At 38.6% G+C, this 19,198-nt stretch carries 18 protein-coding genes; 7 read left to right on the forward strand and 11 right to left on the reverse strand.

Features of this window, described 5'->3' with window-relative positions:
- The first annotated feature begins 33 nt into the window (after positions 1-33).
- A complete protein-coding gene (locus tag MK395_RS07325) occupies positions 34-1,233 on the forward strand; it encodes an L-lactate MFS transporter (RefSeq protein ID WP_248025160.1) in 1,200 nt (399 codons plus the stop codon).
- 75 nt (positions 1,234-1,308) lie between these two features.
- Positions 1,309-2,187, forward strand: a complete 879-nt coding sequence (locus MK395_RS07330; RefSeq protein WP_268711591.1) for an AraC family transcriptional regulator — start codon at positions 1,309-1,311, stop codon at positions 2,185-2,187.
- Between the two features lie 493 nt (positions 2,188-2,680).
- On the opposite strand, the gene MK395_RS07335 is transcribed toward MK395_RS07330, so the two are convergent.
- From MK395_RS07335 to leuS, 10 genes are all read right to left on the reverse strand, one after another.
- A complete protein-coding gene (locus MK395_RS07335; protein ID WP_268711592.1) occupies positions 2,681-3,097 on the reverse strand; it encodes a GNAT family N-acetyltransferase in 417 nt (138 codons plus the stop codon).
- Positions 3,098-3,108: 11 nt separating this feature from the next.
- Complete coding sequence (locus tag MK395_RS07340; protein ID WP_125412423.1) at positions 3,109-3,804, reverse strand: GNAT family N-acetyltransferase; 696 nt, start codon at positions 3,802-3,804, stop codon at positions 3,109-3,111.
- Positions 3,805-3,896: 92 nt separating this feature from the next.
- Positions 3,897-4,316: a DUF3021 domain-containing protein gene (locus tag MK395_RS07345; RefSeq protein WP_125412425.1), complete on the reverse strand. Its 420-nt coding sequence runs from the start codon at positions 4,314-4,316 to the stop codon at positions 3,897-3,899.
- Between the two features lie 9 nt (positions 4,317-4,325).
- Positions 4,326-4,781, reverse strand: coding sequence for a LytTR family DNA-binding domain-containing protein (locus tag MK395_RS07350; protein ID WP_125412427.1), 456 nt, complete (start codon positions 4,779-4,781; stop codon positions 4,326-4,328).
- A gap of 18 nt (positions 4,782-4,799) precedes the next feature.
- Positions 4,800-5,642 (reverse strand): ABC transporter permease, encoded by an 843-nt coding sequence (locus tag MK395_RS07355; RefSeq protein ID WP_084943272.1) that lies wholly within the window; start codon positions 5,640-5,642, stop codon positions 4,800-4,802.
- Positions 5,642-6,508, reverse strand: coding sequence for an ABC transporter ATP-binding protein (locus tag MK395_RS07360; protein ID WP_268711593.1), 867 nt, complete (start codon positions 6,506-6,508; stop codon positions 5,642-5,644). The genes MK395_RS07355 and MK395_RS07360 overlap by 1 nt, the downstream gene beginning before the upstream one ends.
- A gap of 495 nt (positions 6,509-7,003) precedes the next feature.
- Positions 7,004-7,417, reverse strand: a complete 414-nt coding sequence (locus tag MK395_RS07365; RefSeq protein WP_268711594.1) for a YjdF family protein — start codon at positions 7,415-7,417, stop codon at positions 7,004-7,006.
- 139 nt (positions 7,418-7,556) lie between these two features.
- Positions 7,557-8,789 (reverse strand): acyl-CoA thioesterase/BAAT N-terminal domain-containing protein, encoded by a 1,233-nt coding sequence (locus tag MK395_RS07370; protein ID WP_268711595.1) that lies wholly within the window; start codon positions 8,787-8,789, stop codon positions 7,557-7,559.
- Between the two features lie 55 nt (positions 8,790-8,844).
- Positions 8,845-9,300 carry a MarR family winged helix-turn-helix transcriptional regulator gene (locus MK395_RS07375; RefSeq protein WP_198459142.1) on the reverse strand — a complete coding sequence of 152 codons (456 nt, stop codon included), beginning with the start codon at positions 9,298-9,300 and terminating at the stop codon, positions 8,845-8,847.
- A gap of 92 nt (positions 9,301-9,392) precedes the next feature.
- The gene (leuS, locus tag MK395_RS07380) at positions 9,393-11,894 is read right to left on the reverse strand and encodes a leucine--tRNA ligase (RefSeq protein ID WP_268711596.1); all 2,502 of its coding nucleotides are present in this window, start codon (positions 11,892-11,894) and stop codon (positions 9,393-9,395) included.
- Between the two features lie 148 nt (positions 11,895-12,042).
- On the opposite strand from leuS, the gene MK395_RS07385 reads away from it, so the two are divergent.
- The 5 genes from MK395_RS07385 (at position 12,043) to MK395_RS07405 (ending at position 18,369) form a co-directional block, all read left to right on the forward strand.
- Positions 12,043-13,692: a sensor histidine kinase gene (locus tag MK395_RS07385; RefSeq protein WP_268711597.1), complete on the forward strand. Its 1,650-nt coding sequence runs from the start codon at positions 12,043-12,045 to the stop codon at positions 13,690-13,692.
- Positions 13,685-14,455: a response regulator transcription factor gene (locus MK395_RS07390; protein ID WP_268711598.1), complete on the forward strand. Its 771-nt coding sequence runs from the start codon at positions 13,685-13,687 to the stop codon at positions 14,453-14,455. Before MK395_RS07385 ends, MK395_RS07390 begins: the two co-directional genes overlap by 8 nt.
- Positions 14,456-14,570: 115 nt before the next feature.
- Complete coding sequence (locus MK395_RS07395; RefSeq protein ID WP_125457146.1) at positions 14,571-15,617, forward strand: ABC transporter substrate-binding protein; 1,047 nt, start codon at positions 14,571-14,573, stop codon at positions 15,615-15,617.
- Between the two features lie 12 nt (positions 15,618-15,629).
- Positions 15,630-16,721 carry an ABC transporter ATP-binding protein gene (locus MK395_RS07400; RefSeq protein ID WP_049520526.1) on the forward strand — a complete coding sequence of 364 codons (1,092 nt, stop codon included), beginning with the start codon at positions 15,630-15,632 and terminating at the stop codon, positions 16,719-16,721.
- On the forward strand, positions 16,711-18,369 hold the full coding sequence (locus MK395_RS07405) for an ABC transporter permease (RefSeq protein WP_049520527.1): 1,659 nt from the start codon (positions 16,711-16,713) through the stop codon (positions 18,367-18,369). Before MK395_RS07400 ends, MK395_RS07405 begins: the two co-directional genes overlap by 11 nt.
- A gap of 104 nt (positions 18,370-18,473) precedes the next feature.
- Here the strand turns inward: MK395_RS07405 and MK395_RS07410 are convergent, their stop codons facing one another.
- A complete protein-coding gene (locus MK395_RS07410) occupies positions 18,474-19,166 on the reverse strand; it encodes a histidine phosphatase family protein (protein ID WP_070695999.1) in 693 nt (230 codons plus the stop codon).
- Positions 19,167-19,198: the final 32 nt, after the last annotated feature.

The raw sequence follows: 19,198 nt of genomic DNA on the forward strand, positions 1-19,198 counted from the left end.
GTGAAAAAATATACATTTAAGGAGGATGTTTTTATGAAAGAGACATTCAATCGTTGGAGGATTTTAGTCGCGTCTACAGCCATTCTTCTTTGCACAGGTGCCGTCTATTCCTTTTCTGTTTTTGCCGGACCACTTAGCAGTTCAACAGGCTGGTCCATGTCTGATATTATGTTAGCATTTGCTATCAACTCTGCAATCGGCCCTATCCCCATGATTCTTGGAGGTTATTTAGTTGACAAAGGTTACGTAAAATGGACCATCGCCCTCGGTGCTCTCCTATTTGCTAGTGGATTTTACTTAACCGGCTATGCCAATTCACCAGCCATGCTTTATTTGACCTATGGATTAATGGCCGGGCTTGGTCAAGGTTTTGCCTATTCGGGTGCCCTCTCCAATTCACTTCGCCTCTTCCCTGATAAACGTGGATTAGCCTCTGGAATTCTGACAGGCGGCATGGGATTTGCCGCAGTCATCGCTTCCCCAGTCGCGAGCAATCTCATTCAACAACAAGATGCCTTCTTTGCTTTTCGTACAATTGGGCTAGTCTATATTGTTGTTATCATCTGTGCAATTTTCTTTATCAAGGCAGCTCCAAGCGGCTACCAACCAGCAGGCTGGAAAGCTCCAGTACAAACTAAGCAAGGACCTACTAATAAAAACTGGAAACAAATGCTACAAAGTCCTCTGTTTTACATTATCATTAGCATGTTCTTTGTTGGCGCCTTTTCTGGTTTGATGATTGCCTCTCAAGCATCACCAATCGGTCAATCAATGTTTGGACTCTCTGCAGGCACTGCAGCTCTCTATGTCTCTCTTTATTCAATCGCAAACTCTAGTGGTCGTTTTATCTGGGGATCACTTTCTGATAAAATCGGCCGTTCAAAGACCTTATTGATTATCTATTCTGTCATTGTCCTAGCTTTATTCTCCCTAACAATCGTCCCTGGTCAATTCGGGTTTACCTTAGGAATTATTGGACTTGGTATCTGCTTTGGTGGTGTTATGGGGGTCTTCCCATCTATCGTCATGGAAAATTACGGTCCTGCAAATCAAGGGGTCAACTATGGTATAGTCTTCACTGGATATTCTTTAGCAGCATTTTTCGCTCCCAAAGTCGCAGTTCAAATGGCAATGGCTAATAATGGAAATTATAGTGTAGCTTTTTATGTGGCTATTGCTTTGGCCTTCATTGGACTTATGCTTACTATTTTTTATATGAAAAAGAAAGCTTAAAACTCGAAAACTTCCTAGATAAGGAAGTTTTTTTGGTATAATAAAAGTAGTAATAGTATATTGGGAGGATTTACCATGGCGGACCGTTCACGTTTCTTACGAGATAACCCATCTGACTTCCCATATGATTTTGAAAAACAAATCCTGTCCAAAACATCTCCTGACACAATCTATCATTGTCATCCTGAGCTAGAGATTATTTATGTTACAAAGGGTTCTGCCATCGTTCATATCAACTCTGAACGCTTTGAAAGTCGTGAAGGAGATATTTTTATTATCCAGCCGACCTCTCTCCATGCTATCTATTCTCACAAAGATCAAGAACTATTTTCTACCAGCTTTCGAATTCATCTAGATTATCTTGGGAGAAGGCAAATTGACAGCTTTAGCCAACGCTATATCCAACCCCTCCACTCTGGTCACTTTTGCCTCACTCCTCAAATATCACCAGGCGATAAGGCCTATAATCAAATTCAATCCTGCCTTCTTTCCCTCTTTTCTATCCTTGAAGAAAAAGGCATATACTACGACCTACTCATAAAATCTAAACTATACGAATTGCTTCATCTTCTCTTTAAGTATAGATACGTCAATCGACACTATACAGATGATACCTACCAAAAATACCAAAAACTAAAAGAAGTGATTTGCTACCTTGAACAGCACTACTCAGAACCCATTCATATCGAGCAACTAGCTGCAACATTTGGATATAGTAAAAATCACTTTATGAGTATTTTCAAGCAACATACTGGAGCCAGTTGTATGGACTACCTGCTCCAGTTACGTCTTGAGAAATCCTGTGAGAAACTCGTCCAAACCAACCTCAGCATTCAAGAAATTGCAAGCCAGGTCGGTTTCACCAACCTTTCAAACTTCAACCGTCAATTTAAGCAACACTATCACCTAACACCTAGACAGTATCGAAACCAACAACTTAAAAAGAAAACATGATTCTTTCTCCTTAGTCTTTTCTAAGGAGTTTTTTCAAACAAAAAAGCCACCTGATTGGGTGGCCTCTTTAGGGAGATTATTATGAAAAAGAAAAGTTTAGGATTTCATTAAATAAAGTTAGGAGGTCTTTATTTAATGGTTATATGATACAAGATGAATCTTAAATCTAACTTAACTTTTTCTCTGATTTATCATTTTTTAAAAAATTTTTTTCAAATGGAATTTTCTTTTCCAAACCACAAAAAAGCCACCTGATTGGGTGACTTCTTTAGGAGATTATGATGAAAAAGAAAAGTTTGGGATTTCATTAAATAAAGGGTACTCAATGAAAATCGAAATCAGACTAGGCAGATAGGCGCAAGCATAACTATAGTTAGCTAAGTCGACTCTAACAAAGGTTGATGAGATTTTCGAAAAGTATTAGGAGGTCTTTATTTAATAACTATATAATACACAAGGAGACTTAAACTTTACTTAAGAAAAAATAATTTTTTTATCTTTTTCGATCTACCCAAATCATTCCTGTACAATCATAAGTAGATAAGGTTTCAAATCCCAGAGAACGATAGAATTCCAAGGTTTTTTCTGTCTGTTCGGTCACTAGTTGGACTTGATAGGCATCTTTGAAGTCGCCTAAAGCCTCTTTCATCAAGTCGCTACCAATCCCTTGGCGCTGATAGCTAGGCAAAACGATCAAATCCTGGACAAAAATCGATGAAAAACCATCTCCGACCAAACGAACCAAGTCCACCACGGCATCGCCATCAAGTGCCAGATAAATCGCTAAGGAGTGAGATAAGGCCTTCTCCAGCATCTGAGGTTGATGGGTATAATTTGTCCATCCAACTGCCTGATAGAGATGCAAAACATCCTCTAGCTTGACAATTTCTTGCCTTCTAATAGTCATCATCTCAATACCTCTCAGAATTCTCTCAAGCTCTTGTACTGCCGTCCATTTTTATCAAAATTTTCAGGAGCCAACCATGTTTCTAAACGAGCTTTGACTTGAGGCCAGTCCTTATCAATCATAGACAACCAATCCGTATCCCTCGTGCGCCCCTTATAAACAACTGCCTGGCGGAAGGTTCCTTCATAAACAAAGCCCAAACGCTCCGCAGCTCGTCTGGATGGGAGATTTAGAGCATCACATTTCCACTCGTAGCGACGATAGTTAAGCTCCTCAAAAACATACCGTGCCAGGAGATACTGGGCTTCTGTCCCTATCCGTGTTCCCCTGAGTTCTGGAGAAAAAGTGACAGCTCCCACTTCTATTACTCGGTTATTCTGGTCAATGCGCATGAGAGAAAAAGTTCCCAAGACCTTATCAGTTGCCTTATCTATGATTGCATAGTAAAAGCGATCCTTACGAGCTAACATCTGATTTAAAAGGCTAACCAGTTCCTCCATATCTGCCACTGGTTCCTGAAAGAGGTAGGTCCACATCTCCCGAGGTGTATTTGGACCATAAACAGCTAGCAAATCCTCAGCATGCTTTTCCACCGAAAGAGCCTCTATCCGAGCGTAGCGCCCTTCTAAGAAATCAATGGAAGGCAATTCACCTGGTGTATAACCTTCCATTGACTCACCAATTATCTGACCATATTCATTTACTGGCATTGTTTTCTCCTTGTTTTACGCTGAAAATACTATATCATAATTTGCTCTATATGGAAACTAGCACTCTCCTCAAACCTCATCCACTCACTACATTAGTGATTCGTTTTCTTTCTTTTATCTTCTAAGGCTTGATTAATTCGTTGGGTGAGCTTGTGAGTTTGCCAGATCTGGTACAACCATATCAGTCCATAAATTAATAAGAAAAAGAACCACAGCAAGGGACTCAACAATGCCGAACCCCAGCCAAAAAATAGGTAGGTCAATACTAAAATAGTAGCTGTCGCTAACAAATGAACTCCTACACGCATACTATAAGCAAGAAACTCTAGCCTTTCAAGGATTAAGGTCAATGCCCCCATAATTCCACTCATCAAAAACAAAGCTAGAATATTTTTTGTCGTTGGTGCAGGATAGGTAATACCTGAATAAAACTGAGCCAATAACACCAAACTCAAATAAACAAAGGAGGCCGTACGCATTCCCGATACAAAATAAGCAATCAATCGCTTCATGATTTTCTCCTATAAACCTAGATAATCCATTAAGGACTTAACGTATTTCCGACTCACACTCGATTTGAGACCCCGAGTCATCTTAGCCATCATGTTCCCTGAAAAGCTATCCGATAATGACTCTAAATGGTCAATGTTTATAACTGAATGACGCGATATCTGTATAAAGTTACGCCGGTTAATCCGATTCTGAAAGTTTGTCAATGTTTCCTTAGTTTTATAAATCCCGTCTACCGTATAAATGGTCAACAAATTCTTATCGATATCTGCTAGAATAAGATCCTCAATTTTCACCATAACCAGATGATCATCCGTTCGAATAGGAATGACCACCTGATTGGTCGTTGAAAATTGTTCTAAATACTCCATGACCTCTCTTGCTTGGTCGGTTAACTGAGCTGCCTGAATTAAAATGTGTGGGTCTTTTTCTGAAAACTCTGTCTTCATTTCAAAATGAATCTTCATTTTCTCTCCAATACATCTTTATTTTCTCTTGCTAAACACTTTAACAAATAACATCCAAAGAAGAATAGCGACGAGACTGATAATAACCACTATAAAGTATGTTTCTTCCTTTGTCAATAGTTCTTGCCAGTTGATTTGGATTCCCATTTTTTCTTGAAATTCCTGTAACAGACTGTTATTTCCTGAAAATGCGGTCTCTAACCGCTCTTTCATCAAGACTTGTCGATAGAGAGAAGCAATATAAGTTGCAGGGGTACATTTCATGAAAAGCTGTGCAGAATCAGGTAATACTCCAATGGGGATATAAGTTCCTACTAAAAATCCAGAAGCAGTTCCCACTATCGTTGCTAGTTTACCAAGGCTATCTACAGATTGAAAACGGTAAATCAAGAGAACATTTACCAAACTTGAAATCAGACTGCTTAACAACATAATCAAAGCAATTTCCGGTAAATGGCTGATAACTGGGCTCTCTTTAAAATAAAAACTCATAACAGCATACATAAACACCTGCATGACAAAAGAAATGACAATACTACTGATTAGATAGGACGCCTGTAAGCCCCAGTTACCTAAATCTGTCAAGAAGAGATCTTGATCCACTTGATTTTCGCGGTCCTGAACCATTTGTTTAAGAGCTGTAAAACTGGTTGTCATCCCAGTCACAGCCAACGTCCCACCCATCAGCCAGTTATTTAAAAGGTTCGTACTATTAGGGAGTTGGGACCAAGAATCCGTCAAATTCTTCTGCAAAAAAATGATATAAAGGAGGAAGGAAATCAATGCCCCCAATAATGAGAAAAATACTCCCGAACGATTACGAAAATATAAGATAAAATTCCGTTTCAATAAAGCTATCATTAGCGAACCTCTCTTCCTGTAAGTGCAATAAAGGCATCATCCATAGTACCTGGGCGAAACTCAAAAGAATCAATTTCTTCTCGAACTTTTGCCAAATATTCAATGGCCTCCTGTGACGTCCTTGGATAAAAAAGATATTCCAACTCATTTTCTTCCTCTACTGTCATTCCAGTCTGTAGCAGCTTTTCTAAATCCTTCATTTCTTTAAAACGAATTTTTAGGATATTAGATGCATACTGACTTTTAATAGCAGTCGCAGAACCTTGCGCAATCACTTTCCCATGATCAACGATATAGATCTGATCCGCTTCATCCGCTTCATCCAGATAATGAGTCGTTAAGATAATAGTCATCCCTTCATCCTTTTGTAGTAGATACAGTAGATCCCAGATGGATTTGCGAGTTTGAATATCAAGACCTGTCGTTGGTTCATCCAAGAAAAGAATATCTGGTCGCGAAAGAAGAGCACGCGCAATATCAACCCGACGTTTTTGCCCACCTGACAAGGTCCCATAGAGTTGTTTCTGGAAAGCAGTCAAACCCAGTTGATGAATCAAATCATCCACACGACTTGCTGCAATCTCCTTATACTGTTGAGCACGAATCGTGAGATTTTCCCTAACCGTCAACATCTCATCCAGTACACTGGCTTGAAAAACCACTCCGATTTTCGTATTTGGCGCATATCGAATCTGACCTTGTGTCGGCTTTTTCAAACCGATTAACATGGAAATAGTGGTTGATTTCCCTGCACCATTGGGTCCCAAAATAGCATTGAAACTTCCTTTTTCAAACTCTAACTGAATATCATCGACAGCCATATGATTGCCGTACCGTTTAGTCAAATGTTTAGCTTGTAAAATCATATTTTTTCCTCCTCTTAACCACACTAGTTTAACAAAAAGAATGAAAGAAAAATCGACTTTTGAGATAAGCAGTTAAAATGAAAGGCCAAGTGGTAAAATAATGGGGGTTAAATTAAAGTAGAGCAGGCTGCAACCGTTTTTCTCCTATCGAATCACTAGAGGATGTTGAAAAACACTTACAACCACACATTATATTTTTAAACATGCGCTATAAAAGAGGAGTTTTATAGCATCCGGCAGAAAAATCCAAGAGTCAATAGTATTGTTCTCGCTAAACCAAACAATAAAAAATGAATCAGAAATCATGGCACACACTCCCTTCTAGTAAAATGAAAATGCTGAATGGGATATGATTAAATTTGAAGCAAGTATGGTCCTGAATTTGAAACTGCCATTAACGATGAGTCTATCTATTAGGAAAGAAATCTTCAATACAAGCAAAAACAGCTCTTGTTATCCAAGAAGAGCTGTTCTATTTTATGAAAGAGAGAGTCACTAGTGCCCCTTGTGCTTCTCTCTACGTTTTTGCTGTTTGCGTTCAAATTTCTCTTGCTTGAGCAGTTGCTTTTGGAGACTGGACTGTTGTTTTGAATGCTTTTTTCGTTCGTCATACTGCAACTGCAAGAGCTCTTGTGACTTAGAAGAAACTTTCTGCTTCACCTGTTTCTTTACAGCTCGCTGCAAACGCTTCGGATTCTTAATCTTCACATGCTGTTTGACTGTTGCCTCTGGACTAAAAGATAACCGAGCAAACTGAGTCTGTAAAAGTTTCAAAATTTCATCCTCTTTTGGTTCCTGACCAAATGTCACACGACAAACTTGATAAGTTCCCTCACGCTCTTGTTCAAACAATCCATGCCAAAATCCATCTTCAAAATAAACTGTCAAGCCAATTGAAACGATTTCCACGACAGCACCTCCTTAAATCTATCCCTAAGAATGGACAACCAAGGAGGAAGGTTACTGATAGGCTTGCCTACGTCTGGACTACCAACCAGAACTGTATTTTTATCTTAGTTGGGACTATTATAGCACGGTTTAGCACTATCTACAAATTTTTCAGATGTGTATCAAAAAAATTTATCGTGGCAAACCAAGAGTCTACACTTTCTTTCATTAATAAGCGCCAATCTTTTCGATAACGATGATTCGGTTGATAAGCAACCGTCAACATATGCCCTGTTTCATGGTATTTTTTAAACAAAATGGATTTCCCTTTATAATGTGAAATAATATCATCTATCGCGGATGACGCATCCCATATTTCATCGACATCGCTTCCTAGTAATAATAAAGGAGAGGAAATTTTACTCACATCAATCTGAGCCCTACTATCTTCAGGAATATGTTTTCCAAAAAACTTGTTTAACAAATAATTTCCTAGTTGAAATTTTTGATACGGAAGTTCTTTTTGCAAATATGTCCAAGAAGATGAATGAGAGTTGAGTTTTCCCTTTATTCCCTCAAATATTACATTTGAAGGGGAATTGAGTACCAAACATTGCACTTCATCCAAAATACTTTGTCCAGCTAGAACAAGCTCTGCTCCCTTAGAGCGACCATATATTCCTATTTTTGTATTATCAACTTGAGGATGATGACATAGAAAATCTTTCGCTTCCTCCAGACATTCTATCGGAATTCGTTCTAAGTTTTGGGGTAATCCCTCTAAACCAAAATAAGCTATCGCAAGACAAATGTAGCCTCTAGAAGATAAAAGTTGGGCAATGTTCTGAGCTTTTTCAATTCTTCCCTCACTACCACTAACAGTAATCACGGCTGGCGCCTTTTTTAACTTTTCATCATAAAATAATCGACCTTGAAAATGCTTATCATAAATATCTCGATACCTTATTCCCAAATTCATATAACGCCTTACAAAACTTTGCTCCGCGACCACATCTTTCCCCAGCCTGATTTTAATTTCAACACCAAAACAATCTCGTAAAGGAATTCTATCAAGAGAACTGGGTAATCTCCTTTTCCTATTCTTCAGCGGCTTCACATTAAAGAATAAGCCCATTTCTGAAACCCCTTTATAAGATCCCGAAATAGATGCTGTCTGAGAGGTATCAATCATACCGCCCTGATCAGATAAAAAAATTGCGGTTGATTTCCACACGACATCATGATCTAAAAGTAAGGGAGCATTTATACAGTAATAATCAGACAGGTACATTTCTACACAATACCTTGTCCTTGGTTCTAAACCATTGATAGTAATATAAAAAGATTCATCTGCTAAATCAGTTTGTGAAATCAGTTCAATGTTTACAGTCATATCTTCTCCTTTTGTTAATATACTTAACAACTAAATTTAAAATTTACCGTGACTTTTACCACGGTAATTCTTCCCATACCTTTTCAATATCATCCATCAATTTCACAACTGTTTGAAGCTCCTCCTCGCTATAGTTGTTTAAAACTGAAAAGACCGATTTTTCAATATATGCTTGTTGCTCCTTATGGATTTTAAAAACTTCGATGCCTTTGTCAGATAATCTCAAATATTTATTTTTCCCATTATTCGGAGCAAAATCAAAAACAACTAAATTTTTTTGAATTAATCTCCTAACACTTTGAGTTATTGCACTTCTCGAAACTTCTAATAATTCAGATAATTTTACTAGATTTAAGGGCTGATTTTTCCCAATCACAACAATCAAATGTACCTCATTCAAAGTAATGGATTTGTCAACACCACTTTTATGTTGATTTTTTTTTAACTGGTCAAACGCTAAAATAAATCTATTGAAACGATTATTAAATGTAATAAATTCTTTTTTATCCATAATCTCTCTTTTCTTTGTTAATCATATTAACAAAATAAAAACTTCCTGTCAAATAAAAAATCCTCCAGATTCTACTCTGAAGGATTCCTATCTTATTTCACAACGATATTAACGAGTTTGTTAGGTACCGCAATCACTTTCACGATTTCCTTACCGTCAATCTCCGCTTTGACTTTTTCGTCAGCGAGAGCAATTTCTTGCAATTCTTCGCGTGAGAGGTCTTTAGCGACCATCAATTTGGCACGGACTTTTCCTTTGATTTGGATGACGATTTCGATTTCGTCTTCAACCAATTTGCTTTCGTCCCAAATTGGCCAAGCCACGTAAGAGATGGACTCACCTGTTGCTGTAACTGTTTGCCAGAGTTCTTCTGCCAAGTGAGGTGCAAATGGGGCAATCAATTGGATAAAGCCTTTGGCATAGCCCACATAGAGTTTGTCTTCCTTGTTAGCCGCATTGACAAAGACCATGAGTTGGGCAATGGCTGTGTTGAATTTCATGGACTCGATTTGCTCAGTAACAGATTTAACGGTTTCGTTATAAACCTTGTCAAGAGCACCATTGTTTTCCGCAGCGATTTCTTTACTTGTAATCAAACGGTAAACACGGTCTAGGAATTTACGACTTCCTTCAAGACCTTCTTCTGACCAAGCGATGGAAGCGTCAAGTGGTCCCATAAACATTTCATAGACACGAAGGGTATCGGCACCGTATTGTTCCACCACGTCGTCTGGATTGACAACGTTCTTGAGGGATTTAGACATCTTGGCTGGTGCTTGCTCCAACTCTTCCCCTGTTTCCACATGGAAGAAGGATCCGGCACGTTTTTCAACCTTGTCAGTCGCTACAAGAGCTCCACGGTGGTCACGATAGCTTGTCCCCAAAATCATCCCTTGGTTAAAGAGTTTTTGGAATGGTTCTTTGGTTGGAACAACACCGAGGTCATAGAGGAATTTGTGCCAGAAACGAGCATAAAGTAAGTGAAGAACGGCATGCTCCGCACCACCTACATAGATATCTACTGGCAACCATTGTTTGAGGAGATCCTCGTCAGCCAATTTCTCAGTATTGTGTGGGTCAATATAACGGAGGTAGTACCAGCTTGAACCAGCCCATTGTGGCATAGTATTTGTTTCACGACGACCTTTGACACCATCTTCACGAGTCACTTCAAGCCAGTCGGTCAAGTTAGCTAGTGGACTTTCACCAGTACCTGAAGGACGGATGTCCTTAGTTACAGGCAAGACAAGTGGCAATTCATTTTCAGGGACGGCTGTTGAAGTTCCATCTTCCCAATGAATGATTGGGATTGGTTCACCCCAGTAACGTTGACGGCTAAAGAGCCAGTCGCGAAGACGGTAAGTAACTTTCTCTTGTCCACAACCTTTTTCTTCCAACCAAGCCACAATCTTAGCAATAGCGTCTTCTTTGTTAAGGCCATCTAGGAAGTCTGAATTGACATGAAGACCATCTTCAGTATAGGCAGCTTCTTCAACGTTTCCACCTTCAAGCACTTCTACGATTGGAAGGCCAAATTGTTTGGCAAATTCCCAGTCACGTTGGTCGTGGGCTGGAACAGCCATTACCGCACCTGTACCATAGCTCGCAAGAACATAGTCGGCAATCCAGATTGGAATTTCCTTGCAATTGACAGGGTTGATGGCATAAGCACCAGTCCATACACCTGTTTTTTCCTTAGCAAGGTCGGTACGAGCCAAGTCAGACTTGAGACTAGCTTGGTGTTTGTAGGCCGCAACTGCATCAGCTTGCTCTGGGCTTGTGATGGCATCTACTAGTTCATGCTCAGGAGCCAAAACAGTGAAAGTCGCACCGAAAAGCGTGTCCGGACGAGTAGTAAAGACGGTAAATTCCTTGTCAGTCCCTTTCACTTTGAAAGTTACATTGGCACCAGTGGATTTACCAATCCAGTTGCGTTGCATGTCCTTGATAGACTCTGGCCAGTCAAGTTCATCTAAATCGTTAAGCAGACGTTCTGCATAAGCAGTGATTTTGAGCATCCATTGGCGCATTGGTTTGCGGACAACTGGATAGCCTCCACGCTCAGAAGTTCCGTCAGGAAGAACCTCTTCGTTGGCAATGGCTGTTCCCAATTCTTCCACCCAGTTTACTGGTACTTCCGCTTCATAGGCCAAACCTTTTTCATAAAGCTTGGTGAAGATCCATTGCGTCCACTTGTAGTAGTTTGGATCTGTTGTGTTGACTTCACGATCCCAGTCGTAAGAGAATCCAAGCGCGTTGATTTGACGTTTGAAGTTGGCAATGTTTTCCGCTGTAAATTCTGCTGGGTCATTCCCCGTATCCATAGCGTATTGCTCTGCAGGCAAACCAAAGGCATCCCAACCCATTGGGTGAAGGACATTGTAGCCTTGCGCACGTTTGTAACGGCTGAGGATATCGGTTGCTGTATAACCTTCTGGGTGTCCTACGTGCAGACCCGCTCCAGACGGATATGGGAACATATCGAGAGCATAAAACTTCGGTTTTGATGCATCTGTTCCTGTCTTAAATGTATGATGTTCTGCCCAGTAGCCCTGCCACTTAGGCTCAATTTCTTTATGATTGTAAAAACTCATGGTCTCTCTCCAATTTTGTGATGTTACTATTATACCATTTTTGGGGGAATTTGGTCTCGTTCTATTCTACACTTTTCTATTTTACCTTGCTCTAGAATTTTTAAACTGCTATACTTATAACAGAAACCCCTTCTAAAGGAGGTAACGGATGTCTCATTCCTTTAAAAGATCTCTTCAAAAAGAAATTCTACATAGAAGCTCCATAGCAGCTTTTATATCTTCTCTTTTATTACTAATTTTTCTTTTTGGGTTTTCCTATTTTTTACAAAAACAACAACTAGCTAAAGATACTCAACAAATTGCTCAACATGTTCATGACATGAAACAAGCGAATTATGAATTGTTGGAAACTATGAATAAAAAGATGGTTCCAGAATTTATAGAAGGTAAACACACTGACAGAGAATTGTTTAGTCTATTTTATGAAACAAAAGCTCAACTAAAACTCAGTTCTGATTTTGTCATTCTCGATGATACTGGCGAACTTTTATTTAGCACTAATCGCAATCATAAAGAAACTCTTTTAGCTCCCTATTATTTAAAATTATTAATTCAAAATCCTACCCAAGGATCCATTTCAGAAAAAGTTGCTCTATCTATGGATAAGCAGCATTATGCTGTCTTTATTATGCCCATAATTCAAAATCAACGAGCAATAGCTTACAGTATTTCTTTTGTTAATGAGAATGACTTCGTATCAAGTATCCCTTTAATTAATTCAAAATACGTCATCACAGATACCTTTGGTAATATATACTCTAGTAATACTAATCAATTTACACAATCAACTCTGGAAAAATTTGATGAGAAATCGCTCCGTTCAAAAACACATTGGTTCATTGAAAATCCACTACTGATCGAAAGACGTAAAGTTGATTCAATTTTTTCAATTTTCACTTTCCAATCATTCTTTCCTATTCCTAGTTTACTTAGCCTTGCTTCCATACTAACAATTTGTATCTTTCTATTATATTTTTGGCAGGCTAGGAGAATCGCCCATAAAATCGCAACTCATAATGCTGGTCCTATTGAAAGTTTAGTCTTTCAATTACATGCAATTCCTAAGAAAAAAGAAAAGAAACTCAGGCTCCATACGGGGGATGAATTTGAACTGATAGCTGAGAAAATTAACAATATGCTACAGGAGTTAGATGAGCTTCATCAAAAGATGTTGACCATTGAAAAGGAAAAATGGGTTTTTGAAAGAAAAATGCTAGAAGCTCAGTTTAATCCTCACTTCCTATACAATACCTTGGAAACCATTAAAATCACGAGTATGATTGATGCTAGTATTACTCAAGACCTTATTCAAAATCTCACACGCATCCTGCGATATAGTGTAACTGAATTAGAGAAAGAATCGACTCTTGGGAAGGACTTAGAAATTATCGAAGCTTATCTAAAAATTCACCAAATTCGCTTTGAACAATTTTCTTATCATATTGACTATTCTCAAAAACTATATTCACAAGTCATCCCAAAACTTTTCCTATTACCGCTTGTAGAAAATGCTCTAAAATACGGAAGGCAGTATCGTATAGATCTTTCCATCTCTATCAAAATCACTCAGAATCAGGAAGAGCTAACCTTTATCATTATGGATAATGCCGGTGGTTTAACTAAACAAGAACGCCTACATATCCTAGAATCCCTGAACAGTCCACATACTCAACACGGTATTGTCAATAGTTACAAACGATTGAATAACTTCTTTGAAAATGTCGAATTGGATTTAGGAGTAAATCCTAAAGGTGAAACGTTTGTTAAATTTGTCACGAAAGGAAGAACACATGTTTAAGCTAATCATTGTCGAAGACGAGCACTTAATTCGAAAATGGCTTGAGATTGCTGTAGACTACTCTACCTTAGGTATTCAAGTCGTAGGAACCGCTAGTCATGGACAAGAAGGAATGGAACTAATTCAAAAACTAAAACCACATATTGTACTGACAGATATCACCATGCCTATCATGGATGCCTTCATGATGTTTGAAGCCACACAGTCTATTTCCTATGAAAAAGTAATCCTATCTGGCTATGATGATTTCCAAAATGCAAAAAAAGCTATGCAATTTGGAGCTGTAGACTTCCTATCAAAACCCATAAACGTCATTGAATTAACAAAGTGTCTAGAAAAAATAACACTGCGTCTTCAGATGAATCAACATCAAAACAATCCATTTTTGCAAGATTATCAGACCTTTGTCACCTCTCTTCAAAAAATCAATCCTCAAAACCAATTGATTCAACAAATTCTCGAATTTGTACACCAGCACTATTCCGAACACTTTACCATTTCTACCATTGCAGAAAATTTAGGCTATAGCGAAAGTTATCTATATAAAATTATCAAAGAAGATTTTCCAATTACCTTGAATGAGTATATTCTACAGTATAGATTAAAACAAGCGGTTGAAAAAATAATCCAACATCCTGACTATCCACTTAGCCAAATTGCTGAACAAGTGGGATTTTCAGACTATAAATATTTTGGGAAAGTTTTTAAGAAATACTTTCATATTTCCCCAAAAGAATTAAAAACCATTGGAAGAATAGTATAGACACTATTCTTCTTTTTTTGTAGAGAATTTTCCCCTATTAGGATAGAATTTTGGGTTTTAAAAACGCTTACATTCTTTTACAATAGATATAATAAAAACTTTGGAGGTATCCATCATGAAAAAGAAATGGATGTATTTTGCTGCTTGTGGACTTGCTATTCTAGGGCTGACTGCCTGCTCTTCTGACGACACTTCAGGAGATAAGGCAACCGGAAACGGTGGAAGTGACACTCTTGTAGTCTATTCACCAAACTCAGAAGGTTTAATTGGTGCAACAATTCCTGCTTTTGAAGAAAAATATGGTATTAAAGTTGAACTCATTCAAGCAGGAACTGGTGAGCTCTTTAAAAAGTTAGAGTCTGAAAAAGAAGCACCTGTAGCAGATGTCATCTTTGGTGGTTCCTATACTCAATATGCCACTCACGGAGAACTCTTTGAAAATTACGTTTCTCCAGAAAACGAAAATGTAATCAAAGAATATCAAAATACAACTGGTTACTCAACTCCTTACACATTAGATGGTAGTGTATTGATTGTAAATCCAGACTTGACTAAGGGTATGAATATCGAAGGATATAGCGATCTTATCAAACCAGAGCTCAAAGGAAAAATTGCAACAGCTGACCCTGCTAACTCTTCTAGTGCTTTTGCTCAACTAACAAACATGTTACAAGCTGAGGGGGGCTATGCAGATGACAAGGCTTGGACTTATGTAAAAGATCTCTTCACATTAATTAATGGTAAAATCGGTTCAAGTTCATCTGGTGTTTATAAAGCAGTGGCAGATGGAGAAATGGCTGTTGGTCTTTCATATGAAGATCCTGCAGTTAAACTTTTAAACGACGGTGCTAACATTAAAGTTGTTTATCCAAAAGAAGGAACTGTTTTCTTACCAGCGAGTGCTGCTATTATAAAAAACGCAAAAAACAAAGAAAATGCTAAGAAATTTATCGATTTCATCATTTCTCAAGACGTACAAGATACTCTAGGTACTACAACTACTAACCGTCCTGTTCGTAAAAATGCTAAAACTAGCGAAAATATGAAACCAATCGAACAAATCAAAGTACTAACTGAAGACTATGACTATGTCATCAAAAACAAATCAGAAATTGTTAAGAAATACAACGAAATCTTTACAGATATCCAATCTAAACAGTAATAGGGGTTGACTATGAGCGAGATTAAAATTATTAATGCTAAGAAAATTTACAATGATGTGCCCGTTATCGAAAATTTAAATGTTACAATTCCTAAGGGAAGCCTTTTCACTCTCCTTGGGCCTTCAGGATGCGGGAAAACAACTTTGCTTCGTATGATTGCTGGGTTCAACAGCATCGAAGGAGGAGAATTCTACTTCGATGATACCAAAATTAATAACATGGAACCTAGCAAGCGTAACATCGGAATGGTGTTCCAAAACTATGCGATTTTCCCACATTTGACAGTGCGTGATAACGTAGCGTTTGGACTCAAGCAGAAAAAAGTTCCAAAAGAGGAGCTCATAAAACAAACTAACAAATACCTTGAGTTGATGCAGATTGCTCAGTACGCTGATCGTAGACCAGATAAACTTAGTGGTGGTCAACAACAACGGGTTGCCTTAGCACGCGCTTTAGCTGTTAATCCTAGCGTTCTCCTTATGGATGAACCTCTAAGTAACCTAGATGCCAAACTTCGCTTAGATATGCGTCAAGCTATCCGAGAAATCCAACACGAAGTTGGTATTACAACTGTCTACGTAACTCATGACCAAGAAGAAGCCATGGCCATTTCTGACCAAATTGCTGTTATGAAAGACGGTGTTATTCAACAAATTGGTCGTCCCAAAGAGCTTTACCATAAACCAGCAAATGAATTTGTTGCAACATTTATTGGTAGAACAAATATAATCCCTGCTCGTCTAGAAAAACAAGCTGACGGAGCTTACATAGTCTTTGAAGACGGCTATTCTCTTCGTATGCCAACTCTTGATCAAGTTGACGAGCAAAACATCCGTGTTAGCATTCGTCCTGAAGAATTTATCCGTGATGAAAATGGTCCAATCAATGGAACAATCACTGACAGTGTTTACCTTGGGCTTAACACTGAATACTTCATTGAAACTGGATTTGCTCCAAAACTTCAAGTAAGTGAAGAATCAACATTCGAAGAAGATTTAGAAAAAGGAGATTGTGTTCGTTTGAGAATCAATACTCAAAAACTCAATGTCTTCTCTGAAGACGGTTCGCGAAATCTCATAAAAGGAGTCAGCCATGGAGCGTAAAAAACTAAACATATGGACTGGATCTTCCTTCTTCATTTTCCTTACCTACTTGGTTTTCTTGGTCTACCCAATTGTGACTGTACTAAAGCAAGCACTGGTAAATGAAGGTAGCTTCTCTTTAGAAAATTTTGTTACATTCTTTAGCAAATCTTATTATTCTGAGACACTCATTAATAGTTTTAAAGTTTCTGTAACTGCAACAATTACTTCTGTCGTTGTTGGTACCTTGCTAGCTTATCTATTTTCAATGTATGACTTCAAGGGGAAGAAATTTTTGCAAATCTTGATTATCATCGCATCCATGTCAGCTCCCTTTGTAGGTGCCTATTCTTGGATTCTACTTCTTGGTAGAAACGGAGTTATTACAAAATTTCTAACCAACACACTCCATTTGCCCGCTTTTGATATCTATGGCTTTAAAGGTATTGTACTTGTCTTTACACTCCAACTTTTCCCACTCGTTTTCCTTTACGTAGCTGGAACCATGAAGAGTATTGACAACTCCCTCTTGGAAGCTGCTGAAAGCATGGGATCTTTCGGCTTTAAACGAATTGTAACAGTCGTTTTACCTCTTCTAGTCCCAACTTTACTAGCAGCAGCGCTCCTAGTGTTTATGAGAGCTTTCTCAGACTTCGGTACTCCGATGCTGATTGGTGAGGGATATCGTACTTTCCCAGTATTAATCTATACTCAGTTTATCAGTGAAGTTGGAGGCAACTCGGCTTTCGCATCTGCCTTAGCAATCATGGCCATTACAATCGCCCTTGCTATCTTCCTCATCCAAAAGTATATTTCAAATCGTTTCAGCTTCAGTATGAACTCGCTTCATCCAATCGAACCTAAGAAAACGACAAAAGGAAAGATGGCTGCTATTTATGTAACTGTTTATGGTATTATTATATTCTCTGTCTTACCTCAAGTTTACTTGATTTATACATCATTCCTTAAAACATCAGGTATGGTATTTGTTAATGGATACTCATTAAATAGCTATAAAACAGCCTTCAACCGTATGGGGTCTGCTATTTTCAATACCATTCGCATCCCTCTACTTGCCTTGATTCTCGTTGTTTTATTTGCAACCTTCATCTCATACCTTGCTGTTCGTAAACGCAACCTATTTACGAATCTAATCGATAGTCTTAGTATGGTACCTTATATCGTACCAGGAACTGTTCTCGGTATTGCATTTATCTCTTCATTCAATACAGGAATCTTCGGAAGTGGCTTCCTTATGATTACAGGAACAGCCTTTATCCTGATCATGTCCTTATCTGTTAGAAGACTCCCATATACTATTCGATCTTCAGTAGCTAGCTTGCAACAAATTTCTCCGAGCATTGAAGAAGCTGCAGAAAGTTTAGGAAGTAGTCGTCTTAATACCTTTACTAAAATCACCACCCCAATGATGCTTTCAGGTATCATCTCAGGGGCAATCCTATCATGGGTAACGATGATTTCAGAACTTTCTACTTCAATTCTCTTATACAATGTTAAGACTAGAACAATGACTGTAGCTATCTACACTGAAGTACTTCGTGGAAATTATGGCGTGGCGGCTGCTTTGTCAACTATCCTCACTGTCTTGACAGTTACTTCATTATTACTATTTATGAAAATTTCTAAAAACAATAGCATTACCCTCTAGTTTTCCCCTATCAAAAACAGCCAAAAGGATATCCCTCGGCTGTTTTTTTCTTATGTTTATATGGTTACCAAATCTCTAGTTTATGGCAAGCAGTTCTATTTTGACTAAATAGAGGGCTCTTCCATCTTCTTACGTCCGAGCTCTCGATAGCTACGGTCACCAACAACTTCTACGCTAAACTGACCGTCCTCATATTCAAGAATCGTCACGCTACCATTATCCAGACCATGCGGATGCATGCCATTGATCAGATAAACAATGGTACCAATCGTCATTCCATGGCTCACAACGAGGGCATTACCCCCACCTTGTTCTTCCATTTCTTTAGCAATCGCTTCAAAGCCTTCCTTGATTCGACCACTGAGTTTTTCCCAACCTTCAGCCCAGCCTGCAGTATCAACCTCTACCAAACCTTCTGCTAGTTCTGCATAGGACAACTGATGAACATGGTCTACATTGAAAATTCTCGGAATCAATCCCATAAAGAGGTCCCCATCATAGGCCCCATCAAAACTACCAAAGCACCACTCTCTGATGCGCTTGTCCATGCGGTAAGGGATTTTCCCCTGTAGTCCAAGTTCTTCTAGGATAATTCCCATGGTTTGAATAGTGCGACCTGAATCACTGGAATAAGCGCGGTCAAACTGCAAGCCAGACTCTCTCAAGCCAATTCCCAGTTCATGGATTCCCAACTCACCTTCTGCAGTCAGAGGTGTATCACTCCATCCTTGAGCACGTCCAATGGTGTTAAACATCGTTTTCCCATGACGGACCAAATACAATCTTACTTTAGACATTTTCTATCCTCCATTTTCTTCTATTATATCAT

The sequence above is a fragment of the Streptococcus oralis genome (genome assembly GCF_026782085.1).
In the GTDB taxonomy this organism is placed as follows: domain Bacteria; phylum Bacillota; class Bacilli; order Lactobacillales; family Streptococcaceae; genus Streptococcus; species Streptococcus oralis_DA.

Coding starts and splice junctions, on each gene's coding strand:
- MK395_RS07325 (WP_248025160.1), top strand. CDS start 34: ATGAAAGAGACATTCAATCGTTGGAGGATTTTAGTCGCGTCTACAGCC.
- MK395_RS07330 (WP_268711591.1), top strand. CDS start 1,309: ATGGCGGACCGTTCACGTTTCTTACGAGATAACCCATCTGACTTCCCA.
- MK395_RS07335 (WP_268711592.1), bottom strand. CDS start 3,097: ATGATGACTATTAGAAGGCAAGAAATTGTCAAGCTAGAGGATGTTTTG.
- MK395_RS07340 (WP_125412423.1), bottom strand. CDS start 3,804: ATGCCAGTAAATGAATATGGTCAGATAATTGGTGAGTCAATGGAAGGT.
- MK395_RS07345 (WP_125412425.1), bottom strand. CDS start 4,316: ATGAAGCGATTGATTGCTTATTTTGTATCGGGAATGCGTACGGCCTCC.
- MK395_RS07350 (WP_125412427.1), bottom strand. CDS start 4,781: ATGAAGATTCATTTTGAAATGAAGACAGAGTTTTCAGAAAAAGACCCA.
- MK395_RS07355 (WP_084943272.1), bottom strand. CDS start 5,642: ATGATAGCTTTATTGAAACGGAATTTTATCTTATATTTTCGTAATCGT.
- MK395_RS07360 (WP_268711593.1), bottom strand. CDS start 6,508: ATGATTTTACAAGCTAAACATTTGACTAAACGGTACGGCAATCATATG.
- MK395_RS07370 (WP_268711595.1), bottom strand. CDS start 8,789: ATGACTGTAAACATTGAACTGATTTCACAAACTGATTTAGCAGATGAA.
- MK395_RS07375 (WP_198459142.1), bottom strand. CDS start 9,300: ATGGATAAAAAAGAATTTATTACATTTAATAATCGTTTCAATAGATTT.
- leuS (WP_268711596.1), bottom strand. CDS start 11,894: ATGAGTTTTTACAATCATAAAGAAATTGAGCCTAAGTGGCAGGGCTAC.
- MK395_RS07385 (WP_268711597.1), top strand. CDS start 12,043: ATGTCTCATTCCTTTAAAAGATCTCTTCAAAAAGAAATTCTACATAGA.
- MK395_RS07390 (WP_268711598.1), top strand. CDS start 13,685: ATGTTTAAGCTAATCATTGTCGAAGACGAGCACTTAATTCGAAAATGG.
- MK395_RS07395 (WP_125457146.1), top strand. CDS start 14,571: ATGAAAAAGAAATGGATGTATTTTGCTGCTTGTGGACTTGCTATTCTA.
- MK395_RS07400 (WP_049520526.1), top strand. CDS start 15,630: ATGAGCGAGATTAAAATTATTAATGCTAAGAAAATTTACAATGATGTG.
- MK395_RS07405 (WP_049520527.1), top strand. CDS start 16,711: ATGGAGCGTAAAAAACTAAACATATGGACTGGATCTTCCTTCTTCATT.
- MK395_RS07410 (WP_070695999.1), bottom strand. CDS start 19,166: ATGTCTAAAGTAAGATTGTATTTGGTCCGTCATGGGAAAACGATGTTT.